General features: G+C 56.5%; 14 protein-coding genes and 1 other annotated feature. Of the genes, 5 read left to right on the top strand and 9 right to left on the bottom strand.

The genetic code is table 11. The features are described from left to right. Positions 1-27 precede the first annotated feature (27 nt). The 5 genes from thrC to AC6I8L_RS03160 form a co-directional block, all read right to left on the bottom strand. Positions 28-1311, bottom strand: coding sequence for a threonine synthase (gene thrC, locus AC6I8L_RS03180; RefSeq protein ID WP_058959372.1), 1284 nt, complete (start codon positions 1309-1311; stop codon positions 28-30). Between the two features lie 3 nt (positions 1312-1314). Continuing rightward, entirely contained in the window at positions 1315-2244 is a 930-nt protein-coding gene (gene thrB, locus AC6I8L_RS03175) for a homoserine kinase (RefSeq protein WP_058959458.1), read from the bottom strand. 2 nt (positions 2245-2246) lie between these two features. Then, complete coding sequence (thrA, locus tag AC6I8L_RS03170) at positions 2247-4709, bottom strand: bifunctional aspartate kinase/homoserine dehydrogenase I (RefSeq protein ID WP_058959373.1); 2463 nt, start codon at positions 4707-4709, stop codon at positions 2247-2249. Between the two features lie 26 nt (positions 4710-4735). Further along, positions 4736-4858: a sequence feature (Thr leader region), on the bottom strand. Then, on the bottom strand, positions 4794-4865 hold the full coding sequence (gene thrL / locus AC6I8L_RS03165; RefSeq protein ID WP_128601299.1) for a thr operon leader peptide: 72 nt from the start codon (positions 4863-4865) through the stop codon (positions 4794-4796). It overlaps the preceding feature by 65 nt. A 210-nt stretch (positions 4866-5075) precedes the next feature. Beyond that, the gene (locus AC6I8L_RS03160; RefSeq protein WP_058959374.1) at positions 5076-5756 is read right to left on the bottom strand and encodes a tRNA/rRNA methyltransferase; all 681 of its coding nucleotides are present in this window, start codon (positions 5754-5756) and stop codon (positions 5076-5078) included. Positions 5757-6365: 609 nt separating this feature from the next. Between AC6I8L_RS03160 and arcA the strand changes: the two genes are divergently transcribed. Continuing rightward, positions 6366-7082, top strand: a complete 717-nt coding sequence (arcA, locus tag AC6I8L_RS03155; RefSeq protein ID WP_034826183.1) for a two-component system response regulator ArcA — start codon at positions 6366-6368, stop codon at positions 7080-7082. A gap of 48 nt (positions 7083-7130) precedes the next feature. Here the strand turns inward: arcA and creA are convergent, their stop codons facing one another. Then, positions 7131-7604 carry a protein CreA gene (creA, locus tag AC6I8L_RS03150; RefSeq protein ID WP_479398009.1) on the bottom strand — a complete coding sequence of 158 codons (474 nt, stop codon included), beginning with the start codon at positions 7602-7604 and terminating at the stop codon, positions 7131-7133. 194 nt (positions 7605-7798) lie between these two features. Between creA and robA the strand changes: the two genes are divergently transcribed. Continuing rightward, positions 7799-8680, top strand: coding sequence for an MDR efflux pump AcrAB transcriptional activator RobA (gene robA, locus AC6I8L_RS03145; RefSeq protein ID WP_058959375.1), 882 nt, complete (start codon positions 7799-7801; stop codon positions 8678-8680). A 150-nt stretch (positions 8681-8830) separates the two neighbouring features. On the opposite strand, the gene gpmB is transcribed toward robA, so the two are convergent. After that, complete coding sequence (gpmB, locus tag AC6I8L_RS03140) at positions 8831-9478, bottom strand: 2,3-diphosphoglycerate-dependent phosphoglycerate mutase GpmB (RefSeq protein ID WP_038649182.1); 648 nt, start codon at positions 9476-9478, stop codon at positions 8831-8833. 51 nt (positions 9479-9529) lie between these two features. Between gpmB and yjjX the strand changes: the two genes are divergently transcribed. After that, on the top strand, positions 9530-10048 hold the full coding sequence (gene yjjX, locus AC6I8L_RS03135; RefSeq protein WP_058959376.1) for an inosine/xanthosine triphosphatase: 519 nt from the start codon (positions 9530-9532) through the stop codon (positions 10046-10048). Here yjjX and trpR read toward each other — a convergent pair whose 3' ends face one another. Beyond that, the gene (trpR, locus tag AC6I8L_RS03130; RefSeq protein ID WP_058959377.1) at positions 10049-10372 is read right to left on the bottom strand and encodes a trp operon repressor; all 324 of its coding nucleotides are present in this window, start codon (positions 10370-10372) and stop codon (positions 10049-10051) included. 44 nt (positions 10373-10416) lie between these two features. Beyond that, the gene (gene sltY / locus AC6I8L_RS03125) at positions 10417-12336 is read right to left on the bottom strand and encodes a murein transglycosylase (RefSeq protein WP_058959378.1); all 1920 of its coding nucleotides are present in this window, start codon (positions 12334-12336) and stop codon (positions 10417-10419) included. A 256-nt stretch (positions 12337-12592) separates the two neighbouring features. On the opposite strand from sltY, the gene atzF reads away from it, so the two are divergent. Further along, positions 12593-14389 carry an allophanate hydrolase gene (gene atzF / locus AC6I8L_RS03120; RefSeq protein ID WP_058959459.1) on the top strand — a complete coding sequence of 599 codons (1797 nt, stop codon included), beginning with the start codon at positions 12593-12595 and terminating at the stop codon, positions 14387-14389. Between the two features lie 2 nt (positions 14390-14391). Beyond that, a complete protein-coding gene (gene uca / locus AC6I8L_RS03115; RefSeq protein WP_058959379.1) occupies positions 14392-18009 on the top strand; it encodes an urea carboxylase in 3618 nt (1205 codons plus the stop codon). Positions 18010-18014: the final 5 nt, after the last annotated feature.

Here is an 18014-nt window from a genome sequence, read left to right as displayed (position 1 = left end):
ACGCGCATGGTCGCGCGCCTGTTTGCATTACTTCATCAAGAACTTACGCAGTTCAGCGAAGTCTGCCGCCATATTATGCGACAGCAGTGGCAGCTCAGCGCGCTCTGCCAGCTCTTTTGGCAGCGGCAATTCCTGACCCAGAATCTCGTCCACGCTCTCTTTAAACTTGGCCGGATGCGCGGTGCCGAGGAACAGGCCGAACTCGCCTTCCTGCAGGTTGTCGCGCAGCATGCGATAGGCAATCGCCGCGTGCGGTTCAGAGATGTAGCCAATTTCCGCCAGCTCACGCATGGTGGCTTTGGTGGTCTCATCCGATACCGCGCCAGACACCAGATCGGTCAGGCGCCAGGTTTTACGACGGAACAGCTCTTCCACGCGCGGCCAGTTGTTCGGCTGGCTGACGTCCATGGCGTTAGACAGGGTTGCCACTGTCGCATTCGGCAGCCATTCGCCGTTGCCCAGGAAACGTGGCACGGTGTCGTTGGCGTTGGTGGCAGCGATAAAGCGCTTGATCGGCAAGCCGAGGGATTTCGCCAGCAGGCCTGCGGTCAGGTCACCAAAGTTACCGCTTGGCACGGAAACCACCAATTGATTGCGCTGCTCTTGTGGCAGTTGCGCCACCGCTTCGAAGTAATAGCAAATCTGCGCCAGCAAGCGGCTGATGTTGATGGAGTTAGCCGAGTTCAGGCCAATCGCTTTCTTCAGCGCTTCATCATCAAACGCCTGCTTCACCAGCGCCTGGCAGGCATCGAAATCGCCTTCCACCGCGATGGTTTCAATGTTGCCGCCCAGCGTACAGAACAGCTTTTCCTGCAGCGGGCTGATTTTGCCCTGCGGATAGAGGATAACGACACGCACGTTTTCCATGCCGTAGAAGGCATGTGCCACGGCGGCGCCGGTATCACCGGAGGTCGCGGTCAGAATGGTGATTTGCTCATCAGCGCCTGACACATAAGAGAGCATTTGCGCCATGAAACGGCCGCCGAAGTCTTTGAATGCCAGCGTGGGGCCGTGGAACAGTTCGAGGCACGCCACATCTGCACTGACTTTCGCCACCGGCGCGGGGAAGGCAAAGGCGTTTTTCACGCGCTCAGCCAACTGGTGCGCGGCAATCTCATCGCCAATGTAAGCAGAGAGAATTTTGCTGCTGCGGCTGACGAAATCCATCTCCAGCATCGCATCGATGTCGGTCAGTTCGAATTCCGGCAGTTCGAGCGGGAAGAACAGCCCTTGCTGCGAGCCGAGGCCCTGTTTAACGGCCTGAGCAAAACTAACCTGCTCGTTGTGATCCTTAAGGTTGTAGAGTTTCATGCGTTATCCCAAGTTACGTGCGCCAGCCGTATCAAGACGGCAGATATGGACGAAGCCTTCATCGTTCTGCAGATAGTGCTGGCTCAGCCAGTCTGCCATCCGCTGTGCCGTTGCCATCTCGTTGCAAACGGCGAAAAGTGTCGGGCCGGAGCCCGAAATACCACAGGCCAACGCGCCGATGTCGGCAGCCGCCTGGCGCGCCTCAGCGAAGCCCGGCAGCAGTTTGGTGCGGTAAGGTTCTGCAATCACATCCTGCATCAGTTTAGCCGCCAGCAGCGGCTGGCGGGTATGACAGGCGTGAATAAAGCCCGCTAACAGACGGCCATGCTTGATGGCATCGTCTTTGCGGTACTGCGCAGGCAGAATCGCGCGTGCTTCAGCGGTTGAGACTTTAATGCCTGGATAGGCCATCACCCACAGCCAGTCATCAAAGCACGGCACATCCTGTGAGATGATACCGTTTTCTTCAATCATCAGCTGTACACCGCCGAGGAAGCAAGGCGCGACGTTATCAAAGTGCACGCTGCCGGAAATACGCCCTTCCAGCTCGCCCATCAAGGCCAGCAGCTCGGTATCGTTCAATGGCTTGCCGCAGAACTCGTTCATCGCCATTAAACCCGCGACCACCGAGCAGGCGCTGGAACCCAGACCGGAACCGATCGGCATATTCTTTTCCAGTGTCATCGCGACAGGCACTTCTTTACCAATCGCCTGGCAGAAACGTTCCCAGCACTGATAAACGATGTTCTCTTGCGGATTGGTTGGCAGCTTGCTGACAAAGCGCCCGGTGTTCACCATGCTGAAGCTGTCGGCCGCTTCTACCGATACGCAGTCACCCAACAGAGTGCCATCCACCGGCGAAACCGCCGCGCCCAGCACATCAAAGCCGACGCTGACGTTACCTATTGAGGCCGGTGCATAAATTTTTACCATCATCAAACTCCCAACTTCCACGACAGTGTACGCAGCAAGTCGGCAAACACGCCGGCCGCTGTGACATCATTCCCCGCGCCGTATCCACGCAGAACCAGCGGGATCGGCTGATAATAGCGGCTGTAAAACGCCAGCGCGTTCTCGCCGTTCTTCACTTTGTACAGCGGATCGTTACCGTCCACCGCATCGATTTTCACTTTGCAGACGCCGCCTTCTTCAATGGCGCCGACGAAGCGTAACACTTTACCTTCATCACGCGCTTTGGCAACGCGGGCGGCAAAAGCATCATCCAGTTCCGGCAGGCGGGCCATAAACTGCTCGACGTCAGCGATGTCGGTGAGTTCAGCTGGCAGCAGCGGCTCAATCTCGATATCGCTCAGCTCCAGTTGATGACCCGCTTCACGCGCCAGAATCAGCAGTTTACGCGCCACATCGGTGCCTGAAAGATCGTCACGCGGATCCGGCTCGGTGAAGCCCATCTCACGCGCCATTTTGGTGGCTTCAGACAGTGAAACGCCTTCGTCCAGTTTCCCGAAGATAAAGGAGAGTGAACCGGAGAGAATACCGGAGAATTTGATCAGCTCGTCACCGGCATTCAGCAGATTTTGCAGGTTTTCGATCACTGGCAGACCAGCACCGACGTTGGTGTCGTACAGGAACTTACGACGCGATTTCGCCGCGGCCGCACGCATCTGCTGATAGTAATTCCACGACGAGGTATTGGCCTTTTTGTTCGGCGTCACCACGTGGAAACCTTCAGCAAGGAAGTCAGCATATTGATCGGCCACCGCCTGGCTGGAAGTACAGTCCACAATCACCGGGTTCAGCAGGTGATACTCCTTCACCAAACGCATCAGACGACCGAGATTGAACGGCTCTTTGGCTTCGCTCAGCGCGCCTTTCCAGTCGCTGAGATCGATGCCGTGCACATTGGTTAACAGCGCGCGAGAATTGGCGATACCGCACACGCGCAGATCGATGTGCTTCTCTTTCAGCCACGCCTGCTGACGATGCAGCTGCTCCAGCAACGCCGCGCCGACACCGCCGACACCGACAACGAACACTTCGATCACCTGATCGGTGGCGAACAGCATCTGATGCACCACGCGCACGCCAGTGGTCACTTCATCATTGCTCACCACCACCGAGATGGAACGCTCAGAGGAACCCTGCGCAATCGCCACGATATTGATGTTGGCACGCGCCAGCGCCGAGAAGAATTTGGCGGAGATGCCGCGCAAGGTGCGCATGCCATCGCCGACCACGGAAATCACCGCCAACTGCTCCAGCACATCGAGTGGATCCAGCAGGCCATCTTTCAGCTCCAGATAGAACTCTTCTTCCAATACACGGCGCGCACGCGCCTGCTCGCTCTGCGGTACGCAGAAACTGATGCTGTATTCAGAAGAGGATTGGGTGATCAGCACCACCGAGATACCGGTACGCGACATCGCGGCAAACACGCGTGCTGCCATGCCGACCATGCCTTTCATACCAGGACCGGAGACGTTAAACATCGCCATATTATTCAGGTTGGTGATGCCTTTCACCGGGTTCTCATCCAGCTCGCCTTCGCCACCGATCAAAGTGCCGGGCGCTTGCGGGTTGGCGGTATTTTTGATCAGACAAGGAATCTGGAACTGGGCAATCGGAGCAATGGTGCGCGGATGAAGGACTTTCGCGCCGAAGTAAGACAGCTCCATCGCTTCCTGGTAGGACATCGACTTCAGCAGTCGCGCATCCGGCACCTGGCGTGGATCGCAAGTGTAAACACCGTCTACGTCAGTCCAGATCTCGCAGCAGTCCGCACGCAAGCAGGCAGCCAGCACCGCCGCCGAGTAGTCAGAGCCATTACGGCCCAGCACCACCAGTTCGCCCTTCTCGTTACCGGCGGTAAAACCGGCCATCAGGATCATGTGATCGGCTGGGATCTGGCTGGCCGCGATGCGACGGGTTGACTCGGCGATATCCACGGTGGATTCGAGGTAGTGACCAACGGCCAGCAGTTTCTCCACCGGATCGATCACCGTGACTTTATGGCCGCGCGCCTGCAGCAGCGCTTCCATGATAGCGATAGAGAGCTTCTCACCACGGCAGATGATGGCGGCGTTCACTGCATCCGGACACTGTCCCAGCAGGCTGATGCCGTGCAGCACCTGTTTCAGCTGGGCAAATTCCAGCTCGATGCGGGTTTTCAGGCCATCATAATCGAAGCCCGGCTGAGCCTCCGCCAGGCCCTGCAGCAGATCGGCAAAAATACGTTCGGCATCGCTGATATTCGTCAGTGCGTCCTGGCCGCTGATGGTTTTCTCAATCATCGCCACCAGATGATTGGTGATTTTCGCTGGCGCAGAGAGCACGGTGGCAACCTGTCCCTGTTGCGCGTTGCTTTCCAGAATATCTGCCACGCGGAGAAAACGTTCCGCATTGGCTACTGAGGTTCCGCCGAATTTCAGCACTCGCATGATTGAAGCTCTCCTGAATTTTTGCCGAAAAAAAAACCCGCACTGTTTAGGTGCGGGCTTTTTTCTTTGTTTTTCCTGTATGCGTCAGCCCGCACCGTTACCTGTGGTAATGGTGGTGGTAATAATAATTGTGGTGTTCAGGCTGTGATTACGCATTGATATTTTTTCTGTCTGTCTTTGTCTTGTCCGTCTGCCTTCCAGAAGTAAAGCAAAGCGCACGTTAAGTCAACGAATTTGTCTTAGCCGCTATTTTGAGGCGACTGCGCAGAGTTCGGTGTCTGCGCATAAATCATATTGGGATCGTTCGACTGATCGCCCTGTTTCCCGATCAGTCACTATTAAAAACGATATTCACCGATTATTTATCTATAAGTTTTTTTCTACATCATGTAGCAGGCGATGCAGCATGGCGCTATCGCGCTGTTCCAGTAGGCCAATGCGCTGATCGATCCAGTCCGCCATTTTGGCATCGTCGCTCACCTCCAGTTTCACCAGCAGCTGGTGAAAGCGCTCGCGCAGCGCCTGCAGCTGGTGTTCGTTCGCCACTTCTTTCACTTCTGCCGCGACCTGATTCAGCGCCGACAGCTGATAGCAGTACACCATTACCGCCTGTCCGAGGTTGAGTGAAGGATAATCATTGGCCATTGGAATGCCGGTCAGCAGATCGACCTGATCCAGCTCTTCATTGGTTAAGCCACTGTCCTCACGACCAAATACCAGCGCGATTCGGCTCAGCCACTGGCGCTTCTCCTGCAGAATGGTTTCGACTTGCGCCGGCGTGGCGTAGTAGCGGAACTTCGCACGACTGCGGGCGGTGGTGGCGACCGAGAAATCGACATCGGCCAGCGCCTCATTCAGCGTGGTGTAGGTTTTGACATTATCGAGAATCTCACCGGCACCGTGCGCAACACGACGCGCAGCCGGGTCTTGCCAGGCATCGCTGGCGACAATACGCAGTTCGCTAAAACCCATGGTTTTCATGGCACGAGCGGCCGCGCCGATATTTTCCGGACGGGCGGGTGAGACAAGGATTAAGGGGAAATGCATGATTTTTCCATCGAACTGTTAACAACTCGCCCTATGTTGGCATGCAGTGGCAAAAATACCAACCGCACGGACAAGAGAAAATAAGATGTTAAGGATGTTAAAAGAGGATAAAAGCGATGGGGAGAAGATATTGTGGGATATAACTAAAATTTTCACGCTTAATTAATATAAATCTATTGTTTTTCATATTATTAAAATATTATTTCCTGCAGGTTTTAGTTTTACCGTTATGCAGCCAAAATGTAGCAAAAATGCTGCTTTTTGTGAGCTAAGCTGGCATTCCTGGAGAAGTTTTTCATAAAAGTGTTAACGTGCTACACTTGCATTTGATATAAGTCAACGAAGCGTTGTTTTTATGCTTATCGGTTGTTGTTGGTGCTGTTAGGTTGCTGTTAATACGGTTAGGATAAGCGCCAGTCCGATACCCACGGGGCACGCAAATATTCATCCTGACTGGCTGAGCTAACACTGAAGTTGACATAGATGGATGGTGTATTCCGAAGATTATTTCGTACACCGGTTGCGTAAGGCACGCTGTTTTGATGAACAGTAAACGCAGCCATCGTACGCCCTGTTTTCGATTTGTTGGCAAATTTTAGGTAGCGAAACATGCAGACCCCGCACATTCTTATCGTTGAAGACGAACTGGTCACGCGTAACACCCTCAAAAGTATTTTTGAGGCGGAAGGTTACGTGGTCTATGAAGCCACCGACGGCGCCGAGATGCATCAGGTTTTGACGGAAAATGACGTCAATCTGGTGATCATGGATATCAACCTGCCAGGCAAAAACGGTTTGCTGCTGGCACGCGAATTGCGTGAACAAGCAAACGTTGCGCTGATGTTCCTGACAGGTCGTGATAACGAAGTGGATAAAATCCTCGGCCTGGAGATTGGCGCCGATGATTACATCACTAAACCGTTTAACCCACGTGAGCTGACGATTCGTGCACGCAACCTGTTATCGCGCACCATGAATCTGGCGATGCCAAGTGAAGAACGTCGCGCGGTTGAAAGCTATCGCTTTAACGGCTGGGAGCTGGATATTAACAGCCGCTCACTGATCAGCCCGAACGGTGAACAGTATAAGCTGCCACGCAGTGAGTTCCGCGCGATGCTGCACTTCTGCGAAAACCCGGGCAAGATTCAAACCCGTGGCGATCTGCTGAAGAAGATGACGGGTCGTGAGCTGAAGCCGCATGACCGCACCGTGGATGTCACCATCCGCCGCATTCGTAAGCATTTCGAATCCACCCCGGATACGCCAGAAATCATCGCCACCATTCATGGCGAAGGGTATCGCTTCTGTGGTGAATTGCAGGATTAAGTTTGCTGCAGTAAAAGAAAAACGCCCATCAGGGCGTTTTTTTATGCCTCAATGCCACGGCATGATTGGCACAGCGCTCAGCGCATTCTTCGGCGAACCGTCCACCACTTTATCTGAGTAGCTCAGGTAAACCAGCGCATGACGTTTTTGATCATAGAAGCGCACCACCTGCAGCTTCTTAAATACCAATGAAGTGCGCTTTTGGAAGACCACTTCTCCTTGCGCCTTGCCTTGTGCGATTTTATCGCTAAGCTCTACAGGCCCAACCTGCTGGCAGGAGATGGCCGCGTCGGAAGTATCTTCCGCCAGACCTAATCCGCCCTTGATCCCACCTGTTTTCGCCCGGCTGATATAACAGGTTACATTTTTTACGTCGGGGTCATCGAAGGCTTCCACCACGATCTTATGATCGGGGCCAAACATCTTGAACACCGTGTCTACCGAGCCAACTTCCTCGGCCTGGACACCCGCGCTGAACACAGCCGTTACCAGCGTGATTATAAGAAAGCGAGCTATTGTCATTGAGTTACCATTGCCAATCGAATAGATGAGACTGTAATGTACTGTCAATTGAACCCGGAACCAAACCTAAACGGGTTGTAGCCCGCATTGATTTAACACAGCCGATTGACAAACCGCCCCCACGCTTTTGTGCATTTCGTGCTATTATTCGACGACTTCATAGTTGCGCCACCAGAGAGTTATGAGGATGTTTTATGGACCAAGCCGGTATCATTCGCGATTTGCTTGTCTGGCTGGAGAGCCATCTGGATCAACCCCTTTCATTAGATAATGTTGCGTTGAAAGCGGGCTACTCCAAGTGGCACCTGCAGCGTATGTTCAAGGAAGTGACGAGCCACGCCATCGGCGCTTACATCCGCGCGCGTCGCCTGTCGAAAGCCGCTGTGGCCTTGCGCCTGACCAGCCGCCCGATCCTCGACATCGCTTTACAATACCGCTTCGATTCACAGCAGACTTTTACCCGTGCGTTTAAAAAGCAGTTTAATCAAACGCCCGCCTGGTATCGTCGCTCATCGGAATGGAACTCCTTCGGCATTCGCCCGCCGATTCGTCTCGACGATCACCACATGCCTGAGGCCACGTTTGTCACGCTGCCGGAAACGGTGCTGGTCGGGCAAACGCAAAGTTACACCTGTACGCTGGAGCAAATTTCCAGCTACCGTGACGAAATGCGCATCCATTTCTGGAAACAGTTCCTGCTGGAAACTGATACCGTGCCACCGGTGTTATACGGTCTGCATCAGGTACGTGCCAGCCATGAAAAGGATGATGAGCAGGAGATTCTCTACACCACGGCAGTGCCTGCCGATCAACAGGCATTGAGCATGCAGTCGAATCAAAAGGTGATTCTCGAAGCCGGGGATTACGTGCAGTTCACCTATAACGGTGCGCGCAGCGCACTAGGTGAGTTCATTCTGCTGCTATACGGCACCTGTATGCCAACGTTGGGTCTGGTGCGTCGTCAGGGCCAGGATATTGAGCGTTTCTTCACGCATGGCGGTAAGAAACGCAGCGAGCCGCCAACGGAAATCCGTTGCGAATACCTGATTCCCATTCGCCCGCAGCAGAATCGCTGATATGAAAATGCCGTCATGATGACGGCATTTTTTTGGCTTCAATAACGGCAGATCGGCATAAATGGCGAGCTGACCCTTTTGCTGGGCAGGCAATCATTACCCCCACCCTTTACAGGCTGCGCATTGATGCGCACCGAAACCGAATGACCCTTAACGCTGCAATTCGTCCAGCGCAGGCGCATCCAGATGCGACACATCGCCTGCCGTCTCGACCACCCAACCTGCAGCCAGCCACGCGCTTTGTTGATGATCCACGCGTGAAATCGAGCAGTTGCGCAGGCGCAAACGGCGCTCAGCGTGCGCCGGCAATCCCAATAGCGTACTCACTAACACGCCTAACGCCATACCGTGACTGACAATCAACGGACGGCTGCCCGCTGGCAGTTCGAGCAACGCGTTCAGTGCTTCGTGCATGCGCGTCGCCATCTCCAGCATCGATTCACCGCCAGGGATGCGGCCGTCTTGGGTGCCATCCACCAGCGTTTTACGCCAGCTCTCCTCTTCCGGCGTTAAGCCATCAAGGGGGCGCTGTTCGAGACAGCCCATATTCAGCTCACGCAAACGTGCATCAACCGTGACCGTACAACCGCAGGCATCCGCGATGATCTCGGCGGTGCGGCGCGTGCGGCCTAAATCGCTGGCAATCACATGGGTGATGCCCTGCGATTTCATCCGTTCGCCCACTTGTTGGGCCTGTTGCTCACCTTTTTCCGTCAGCGGACTGTCGGATTGACCTTGAATGCGTCGGGCCGCATTCCATACCGTTTCGCCGTGACGAACAAGATAGACCTGTAGCATGCTTAATTTCCGTTATACTGCGACAAATTTGCCTTGAGGGTTCAAACAATTATGTACCACGTTGTCGCAGCCACCATCAACCCGGCAAAAATCCGCGCGATTGCTCAGGCGTTCAACGACGTCTTTGGTGAAGGATCCTGCCATATTGAAGGGGTCGAGGTCGAGAGCGGCGTTGCCGCACAGCCGTTAAGCGATGTCGAAACGCGAACTGGCGCACGTACCCGCGTGGCAAATGCGCGTTTGCAGTGTCCTGAATCTGACTACTGGGTCGCGATTGAGGCCGGTATCGAAGGCGATTGTGCCTTTGCATGGATGGTGATTGAAAACGCCCAGCAGCGCGGCGAATCGCGCTCCGCCAGCTTCACCTTGCCGCCGATTGTCATGGCGGGCTTAGCCGCCGGACACGAACTCGGTCACGAAATGGCGCGCTTAACTGGCGTTGATAATATCAAGCAGAAAGGCGGTGCTATCGGTGCGTTTACCAACGGTCTGTTGAGCCGCTCCAGCGTTTACCACCAGGCGCTGATACTGGCACTCTGCCCGTTCACCCATCCGCTGTATCAACAGTAATTAATGGCGGCCTAAGCGCGCTTCCAGCCAGCGTTTCAGCTCGGGAGGCGCTTCTTTCAGACTGTTAGAGCCACGCGTGATGGTGGCGATACCGACGCCCAGCTCATTCTTCAGCTCGCGCTGGCTCATGTCGCCGTTCATCAGCTCTTCGATAATGCGCAGGCGTGTGCCAAACGCTTCACGTTCATCGGGCGTCATCATCAGTTGCAACAACGGCAACGACACACCATCCGCGAAAGCGTTTTGCATTAAATCGATAAAACGCAGCCAGTTATCTTCAACAGGCTCAGCCGCATCCGGCTGGGAGGAAAGGGGTTGGCTCATGAAGGGCTTCCGTACTCATTGACGAGTACGGAAGCATAGCACAGCTAGTAACGGCGATTCCACTCACCATCGGCGAGAATCTTATCCGGCTTGCCCATGAAATATCGGTAGTAAGCATCATACGCCAGCACGTTTTTCACGTAGCCGCGTGTTTCGGAGAACGGGATGGTTTCGATAAACGCCACCGCATCCAGTTTTCCGCCGCTGTTATTCAACCAGCTGCGCACCCTGCCCGGCCCGGCATTGTAGGCCGCCGAGGAGAAGATGCGGTTCTGATCGAACTGCTGATAGACGTACTCCAGATACTGGGTACCAATCTGGATATTGGTCTGAGGATCCAGCAGCTGGCTGCTGTTCACATAGCCGGGGATGTTATACATCTTCACGGTATGGCTGGCCGTGGCTGGCATCACCTGCATCAAACCACTGGCACCGACCGGCGAACGCGCTTTCGGATTCCACGCACTCTCCTGGCGGGAGATCGCCATGGCATAGCTCTGCGGAATACCTTTATCGCTGGTGTATTGCTGATACAGATTGCGCCATGCCAGCGGGAAGCGCTCTTTCAGGCTATCCCACATTTTCGCGGTAATGGTCGCCTGCACGCTGAGATCCCACCAGTCCTGCTCGTTGGCGTAACGCGCCAGCATCTGTTGCTGCGAATGGGTCTTGCTGGAGATCAGATTGGCCCACTCACTGCGCGCCAGGTTATCCAGCCCCCAATACATCAGCTCACGCACGCGCGCCAGTTCAGGCCCCTGCACCACCGAGCTGTCTGCCGCCGGAGCCTGATCGATCTGCAACGGATATTCCACGCCGAGACGTTGCGCCGCCACCATCGGGTAGAAACCACGAGCCTGCATCAGCTTACGCAGAATCTCATCGGCTTCTTCTTTGCGCCCCTGAGAAATCAGCAGATCGGCTTGCCAGTATTGCCACTCATCTTTCTCTTTGGCTTCAACCGGTAAACGCGCGATCCAGGTGTTCAGTCCACGACGATCGTTCTGACTGAGCGCCAGACGCACGCGACGCTCCACCAGCGCGGTGGATTCACTGTTCATCACCACCGCATCACGCCAGCGCGCCTGCTCGGAAGTCAGATCGGCGCCCATCATGCGCCACACGACAGTTTCCTTCAGATCCTGCTCTTCCGCCGGGCTCATTTTTTGCGCCTGCACCAGTTGCGGGATCATCATGCGCGCATTATCCATGTCTTCACGCGCGACGCGGGCAAAGGCATAACTGGTGGCCATACGAGTGAAATCGGTCGGACCGAGGCTGCTGGCAAAAGTGGTGACGGTCTGCGGATTTTGCTGCAGCGCAATCAGCGCGCTGGAAGTGGTTTGATAATCCGCCGGCAGCATTTTCGCCAGATAATTCACCAGACTGTCGTTGCCGGCTTTCATCGCCAGGCGAATACGTTCGAGAATGGTGATCGGCGACATCTGTCCGGACGCTTGCCACACCGAGAACAGCTGATCGCAGTCATTCGGTAACGCGGAACCGCGCAGCCAGATCGATTTCGCGCCATCAAACGCCACCTGCTGCTGGCCGGTAGCCCACTTGGCGTAATACCAGTTACAGCGCGCCTGCACCGGTTTGGGCTCATCCGGGCTAAAGCTCAGCACGCCCTGCCAGTCCTGACGATGTGCCAGCACGTTGACGAAGCGTGTCGAGAGTGAACGCGCCGGTGGCAGCGTTGGATATTGCTGAATGAAATTCTTCACCGCCAGCGGCGTCTCTTGATCGAGATCCTGCGCCAGCAAACGGTATTGCAGATACGGATAGAGCGGATAATCCTGCAGCGTTGGCATCAGCTGCGAGACCTGGTCCATTTGATTGTTATCCCAGGCTTGTTTGATTTGCGCATAGCGCTGTCTTTGTTGATCCAGCGAGTCGGCCCACACGCTGCTGGCCGTGCTGACCAGACAGATCCCTATCATCCAGTTACGCCACTTCTCCACTCTGCTCTCCTCTCTGCTGCGATCCAGCTCATGCCAGACTTAACTCATGCTAACCAGGCCAACGGTCTCTTGCCATGTTCTTCACAAAATTTACGCAGGCGCACCGTGATTGCACACTGTCTGCGCTGTGACTGTGCAAATTATCATCACAAAATCTTATGTCATATCAATTAGCTACAGCTATTCATTTACTTACAAAAATGGCACGCGCTTTGCTCTGTTGAATTCCATCTTGTATACCAGTTGGAATTCACTCATGGCAGCAACCTTCGGATACACGCTTCAGGATTGGCAACATCGCTATCAGCAGGACCCGCAGTGCATTAGCGCGCTGTTGGCAGCCCACCTCGACGCTATCGATCAGCAGGATAATGCCTGGCTGTATGTCGCCTCGCCCGCACAGCTGCAAGCGCAAATCGAACCCTTGCTGGCGAGTTATTTGCGCAATCCCGCAGCGCTGCCGCTGTTTGGCGTGCCGTTTGCGGTGAAAGACAATATCGATGTGGCAGGCTGGCCGACCAGTGCCGCCTGTCCGGCCTTAACCTATACGGCTGAAACTGATGCCTTTGTGGTCGCACAGCTTAAAGCGGCCGGTGCGGTGGTGATCGGCAAAACCAACCTCGACCAATACGCCACTGGGTTAGTCGGCACGCGTTCTCCGTTCGGTGCGGTAAGCAACACCTTTAACCCCGAGTATGTTAGCGGTGGTTCCAGCTCCGGTTCTGCTTCGGTGCTGGCGCGCGGCCTGGTGGGCTTCTCGCTGGGCACCGATACCGCCGGTTCCGGTCGCGTCCCGGCAGGTTTTAACAACATCGTCGGTCTGAAACCGACCAAAGGCTGGTTCTCGGCCAGCGGCGTAGTGCCTGCTTGCCGTTTGAATGACACCATCTCCGTCTTCGCTCTGACGGTGGAAGATGCCTTCACCGTTGCCACCGCCGCAGGCGGTTACGATGCGGGAGACGCCTACTCACGCAACAATCCGCACACCGCGCCTGCCAGCTTTAAGGCTCGACCTGATTTCGCCATTCCTGCCATGCCTGAATTCTTTGGTGATAAGCAGGCCGAAGCAGCCTGGTTACGTGCGCTGGAGCAACTGCAAGCGGGCGGCGCGACACTGCACCCTATCGACTTCACCGCATTCCACCAACTGGCGGAACAGCTTTATTACGGCCCGTGGGTTGCCGAGCGCACTGTCGCTGTCGGTGAGATGATCAATCGCCCGGAAGAGATGGACCCGGTGGTGTACGGTATTGTCAGCAGTGGCCTGAAATACACCGCCGTCGAGGCTTATCAGGCGGAATACCTGCGCGCTGAGCTGACGCGTCAAATCCAGCAAACCCTGGCGCAGTTTGATGCGCTAGTGGTGCCGACCTCGCCAACCATTCATACGCTGGAAGAGATGAAGCAGGAGCCGGTGCATTACAACTCGCAGTTTGGCACCTACACCAACTTCACTAACCTTGCTGACCTTAGCGCACTGGCGCTGCCTGGTCCGTTCCGCGCCGATGGCCTGCCTGCGGGCATCACGCTGATTGCGTCTGCCTGGCAGGATCGCGCGCTGGCAGGCTTCGGCATTCAGTGGCAACAGCAGATGGCGCTGACGTTAGGCGCGACCGGCAAAGCTCAGCCCGCTCAATACACCGCCTTCCCGGTGTCTGCCGATCACGTACGCGTGGCAGTGGTCGGTGCGCACCTCACCGGCATGCCGCTGAATTTCCAGCTCACCACCCGCGATGCGGTGTGGGTGGAAGAGACACAAACCGCCAGCCACTACCGCCTGTTTGCCCTGCTCGATGGTCCGATCAAAAAACCCGGCCTGCTGCGCGGTGACAGTGGTGCCGCCATCACCGTGGAACTGTGGGATATCCCACTCGCGCGCTTTGGCGAATTTGTGGCGGAAATCCCGGCACCGCTCGGCATTGGATCTCTGACGCTGGCTGATGGTCGCGTGGTGAAAGGCTTTATCTGTGAACCGGCGGTGCTGTCGCAGGCGCTGGAAATTACCGAATTTGGCGGCTGGCGCAACTGGCTGGCCTCTCAGGGGAGTAAATAACCATGTTCAGCACCGTCCTGATCGCTAACCGTGGCGAAATCGCCTGCCGTGCGATTCGCACCCTGAAGCGCCTCGGCGTGAAAAGCGTTGCCGTTTACTCCGATGCCGACCGTAACGCGCGCCATGTCAAAGAAGCCGATGTGGCGATTGCCCTCGGCGGTGACAAAGCCAGCGACAGCTATCTGCGCATCGATAAAATTCTGGCTGCTGCTAAAGAGACCGCCGCAGAAGCCATCTGGCCGGGCTACGGCTTTCTCTCCGAAAGCCTGCCGTTTGCCGCCGCCTGTGAAGAGGCGGGGATTGCGTTCGTTGGTCCGACGGCGCTGCAGATTGGCGAGTTTGGCCTGAAGCACCGCGCGCGTGAACTGGCGGCTAGCGCAGGTGTGCCGATGACGCCTGGCACACCGCTGCTCAACTCGCTGGAAGAGGCGCTCAGCGCGGCAGAAAACATCGGTTATCCGGTGATGCTAAAAAGCACGGCGGGCGGCGGCGGTATTGGCTTAACCCGCTGTGACGACGCCGATGCGCTGCGCAATGCATGGGAGAGCGTACGTCGTCTCGGCGAACAGTTTTTCAGTGATGCAGGCGTGTTCCTGGAGCGCTTTATCGACCGCGCGCGCCACGTTGAAGTGCAGATTTTTGGTGACGGCAGCGGCAAAGTAATTGCCCTCGGTGAGCGTGACTGCTCATTACAGCGTCGCAACCAGAAAGTGGTGGAAGAGACCCCGGCACCGAACCTGCCGCAGGCGACGCGTGAGGCGCTGCTCTCATCGGCCGTGCGTCTGGGCGAGTTAGTGAGCTATCGCAGCGCCGGTACCGTGGAATACATCTACGACGCCGAACAGGACGCGTTCTACTTCCTCGAAGTGAACACCCGTTTACAGGTGGAGCATCCAGTGACGGAGTGTGTCACCGGCCTCGATCTGGTGGAGTGCATGCTGCAAGTTGCCGCCGGTGATGCCATCGACTGGGCGCGACTGCAGCAGGCACCCAAAGGCGCATCGATTGAAGTACGTATCTATGCTGAAGATCCACTGAAAAACTTCCAGCCAAGTCCCGGCACCCTGACCGGCGTCAGTTTCCCGGATGGCGTGCGCGTCGATGGCTGGATCGATACCGGCACCGAAGTCTCAGCATTTTACGATCCGATGGTTGCCAAACTGATTGTTCACGCCGACACGCGTGAAGCGGCGCTGGCAAAAATGCAGCAGGCGCTGGATGCCACACAGCTGCACGGCATCGCCACCAACCTCGATTATCTGCGCCAGATTGTGGCCACCGAAGCGTTCAGCAGCGGCAAAGTCTGGACGCGTTTCCTCGACAGCTTTACGCCGTCTGCCAGCGTAATTGAAGTGCTGCAACCCGGTACCTTCAGCAGCATCCAGGATTTCCCTGGCCGCCTCGGCTATTGGGATATTGGCGTGCCACCTTCAGGCCCGATGGATGACTTCGCTTTCCGCCTCGCAAACCGCATTGCCGGCAACCACGACAGCGCCGCCGGGCTGGAATTTACTTTGCAAGGCCCGACACTGCGTTTCCACAGCGACGCAGTCATTGCCCTTACCGGCGCAGATTGCCCGGCAGAACTGGATGGCGCAAGCCTCGATTACTGGCAACCAATCAGTGTAAAAGCAGGCCAGACGCTGACGTTAGGCCGTGCGCAAAGCGGTTGCCGCACCTATTTAGCGGTGCGCAACGGCTTCGATGTGCCGGAATATCTGGGCAGCCGTTCTACCTTCTCACTCGGCCAGTTTGGCGGTCATGCCGGACGCACCCTGCGCATCGCCGATATGCTGCCGATCTCCCAGCCGCTGCTGGCCGCCTGCACCACGCCCGCGCCGATCAGTGAACCGCAAGCGCTCGATCACGCGCTGGTGCCGCACTATGGCAACGAATGGCGCATCGGCGTGCTGTACGGCCCGCACGGCGCGCCGGATTTCTTCACCCAGGCTGCCATCGACGAGTTCTTTGCCAGCGACTGGCAGGTGCACTACAACTCCAACCGTCTCGGCGTGCGCTTAGTGGGACCCAAACCGACCTGGACGCGTGCCAACGGCGGCGAAGCCGGGCTGCACCCTTCCAACGTACACGACTGCGAATACGCAATTGGCGCGGTGAACTTTACCGGTGACTTCCCGGTGATCCTGACCCATGACGGCCCGAGCCTTGGTGGCTTCGTCTGTCCGGTGACGATTGCCAAAGCGGAGCTGTGGAAAGTCGGTCAGGTGAAACCGGGCGACCGCATTCGCTTCCATCCAATCAGCGCCGACGAAGCGGTGGCGCTGGAGAAAGCCCAGGCGCACAGCGTGGAAACCTTGCGCAGTACCCATGCGCCAGCCTTCGAGGTGCCTTCGCTGGCGACCAGTGACATCGGCTCTGCGACCTTGCTGGCCGCACTGCCCGCCACAGACACCACGCCTGCTGCCGTGTATCGCCAGGCCGGTGATAAATATGTGCTGATTGAGTACGGCGACAACGTGCTGGATCTGGCGCTGCGTCTGCGTGTGCACCTGCTGATGAATGCGCTGCGTGAACGTGCGGTGCCTGGCGTGGAAGAGTTATCGCCTGGTGTGCGTTCATTGCAGGTGCGCTATGACAGCCTGATCCTCAGCCAGAAACAGCTGATGAATCTGCTGCTGGAACTGGAAGCCGGACTCGGCGATGTCAGCCAGCTGAAAGTGCCTTCGCGCATCGTCTGGATGCCAATGGCATTTGAAGACAGCGCCACGCTCGGTGCGGTTGAGCGTTATCAGGAAACCGTGCGCGCTAGCGCACCATGGCTGCCGAACAACGTTGATTTTATTCAGCGCATTAATGGGTTGGAGATTCGCGAAGCGGTGCGCGACACCATTTTCGATGCCAGCTATCTGATTCTCGGCCTGGGCGATGTCTACCTCGGCGCACCATGCGCAGTACCGATCGATCCGCGCCATCGCCTGCTCAGTTCCAAATACAGCCCGGCACGTACCTTTACCGCCGAAGGCACAGTCGGTATTGGCGGCATGTACATGTGCATCTACGGGATGGATTCACCCGGTGGCTATCAGCTGGTGGGCCGCACGCTGCCAATCTGGAACAAATTCCTCAAGAACGACCAGTTCGCGGCGGATGAGCCATGGCTGCTGCACTTCTTCGATCAGGTGCGCTTCTATCCGGTGACCGAAGATGAACTCACGCAACTGCGCGATGACTTCCGCGAAGGCCGCGCCACGGTACGCATCGAAGAGACGCTGTTTGATTTTGCTGCCCACCAGCAATTCCTCGCTGAACACGCCGACTCAATTGCCGAATTCCGTCAGCGCCAGTCAGCCGCTTTCGAACAGGAAGTGACGCTGTGGGCACAGGAAGAGCAGAACGCGCCGCTGACCAGTGAAGAGACGCTGATGGCCCCGGAAGCCGACGAAGATGCGCTAGCGGTCTGTGCCGATATGAACGGCAACATCTGGAAAGTGCTGGTGCAGCCGGGGGACGCAGTGGAAGCCGGTCAGACGCTGATCATCGTCGAAGCGATGAAAATGGAACTGGCGATTGTCGCGCCGCAGGCCGGCACGGTGAAACGCATTGCCTGTCAGGCAGGACGTCCGGTGAGTCCGGGCGACACCCTGCTGTGGCTGGAATAAGGAAC

Source organism: Type-E symbiont of Plautia stali (assembly GCF_059731115.1).
Note: the sequence above shows the minus strand (reverse complement) of the source record. Positions and strands in the feature narration are given on the sequence as shown.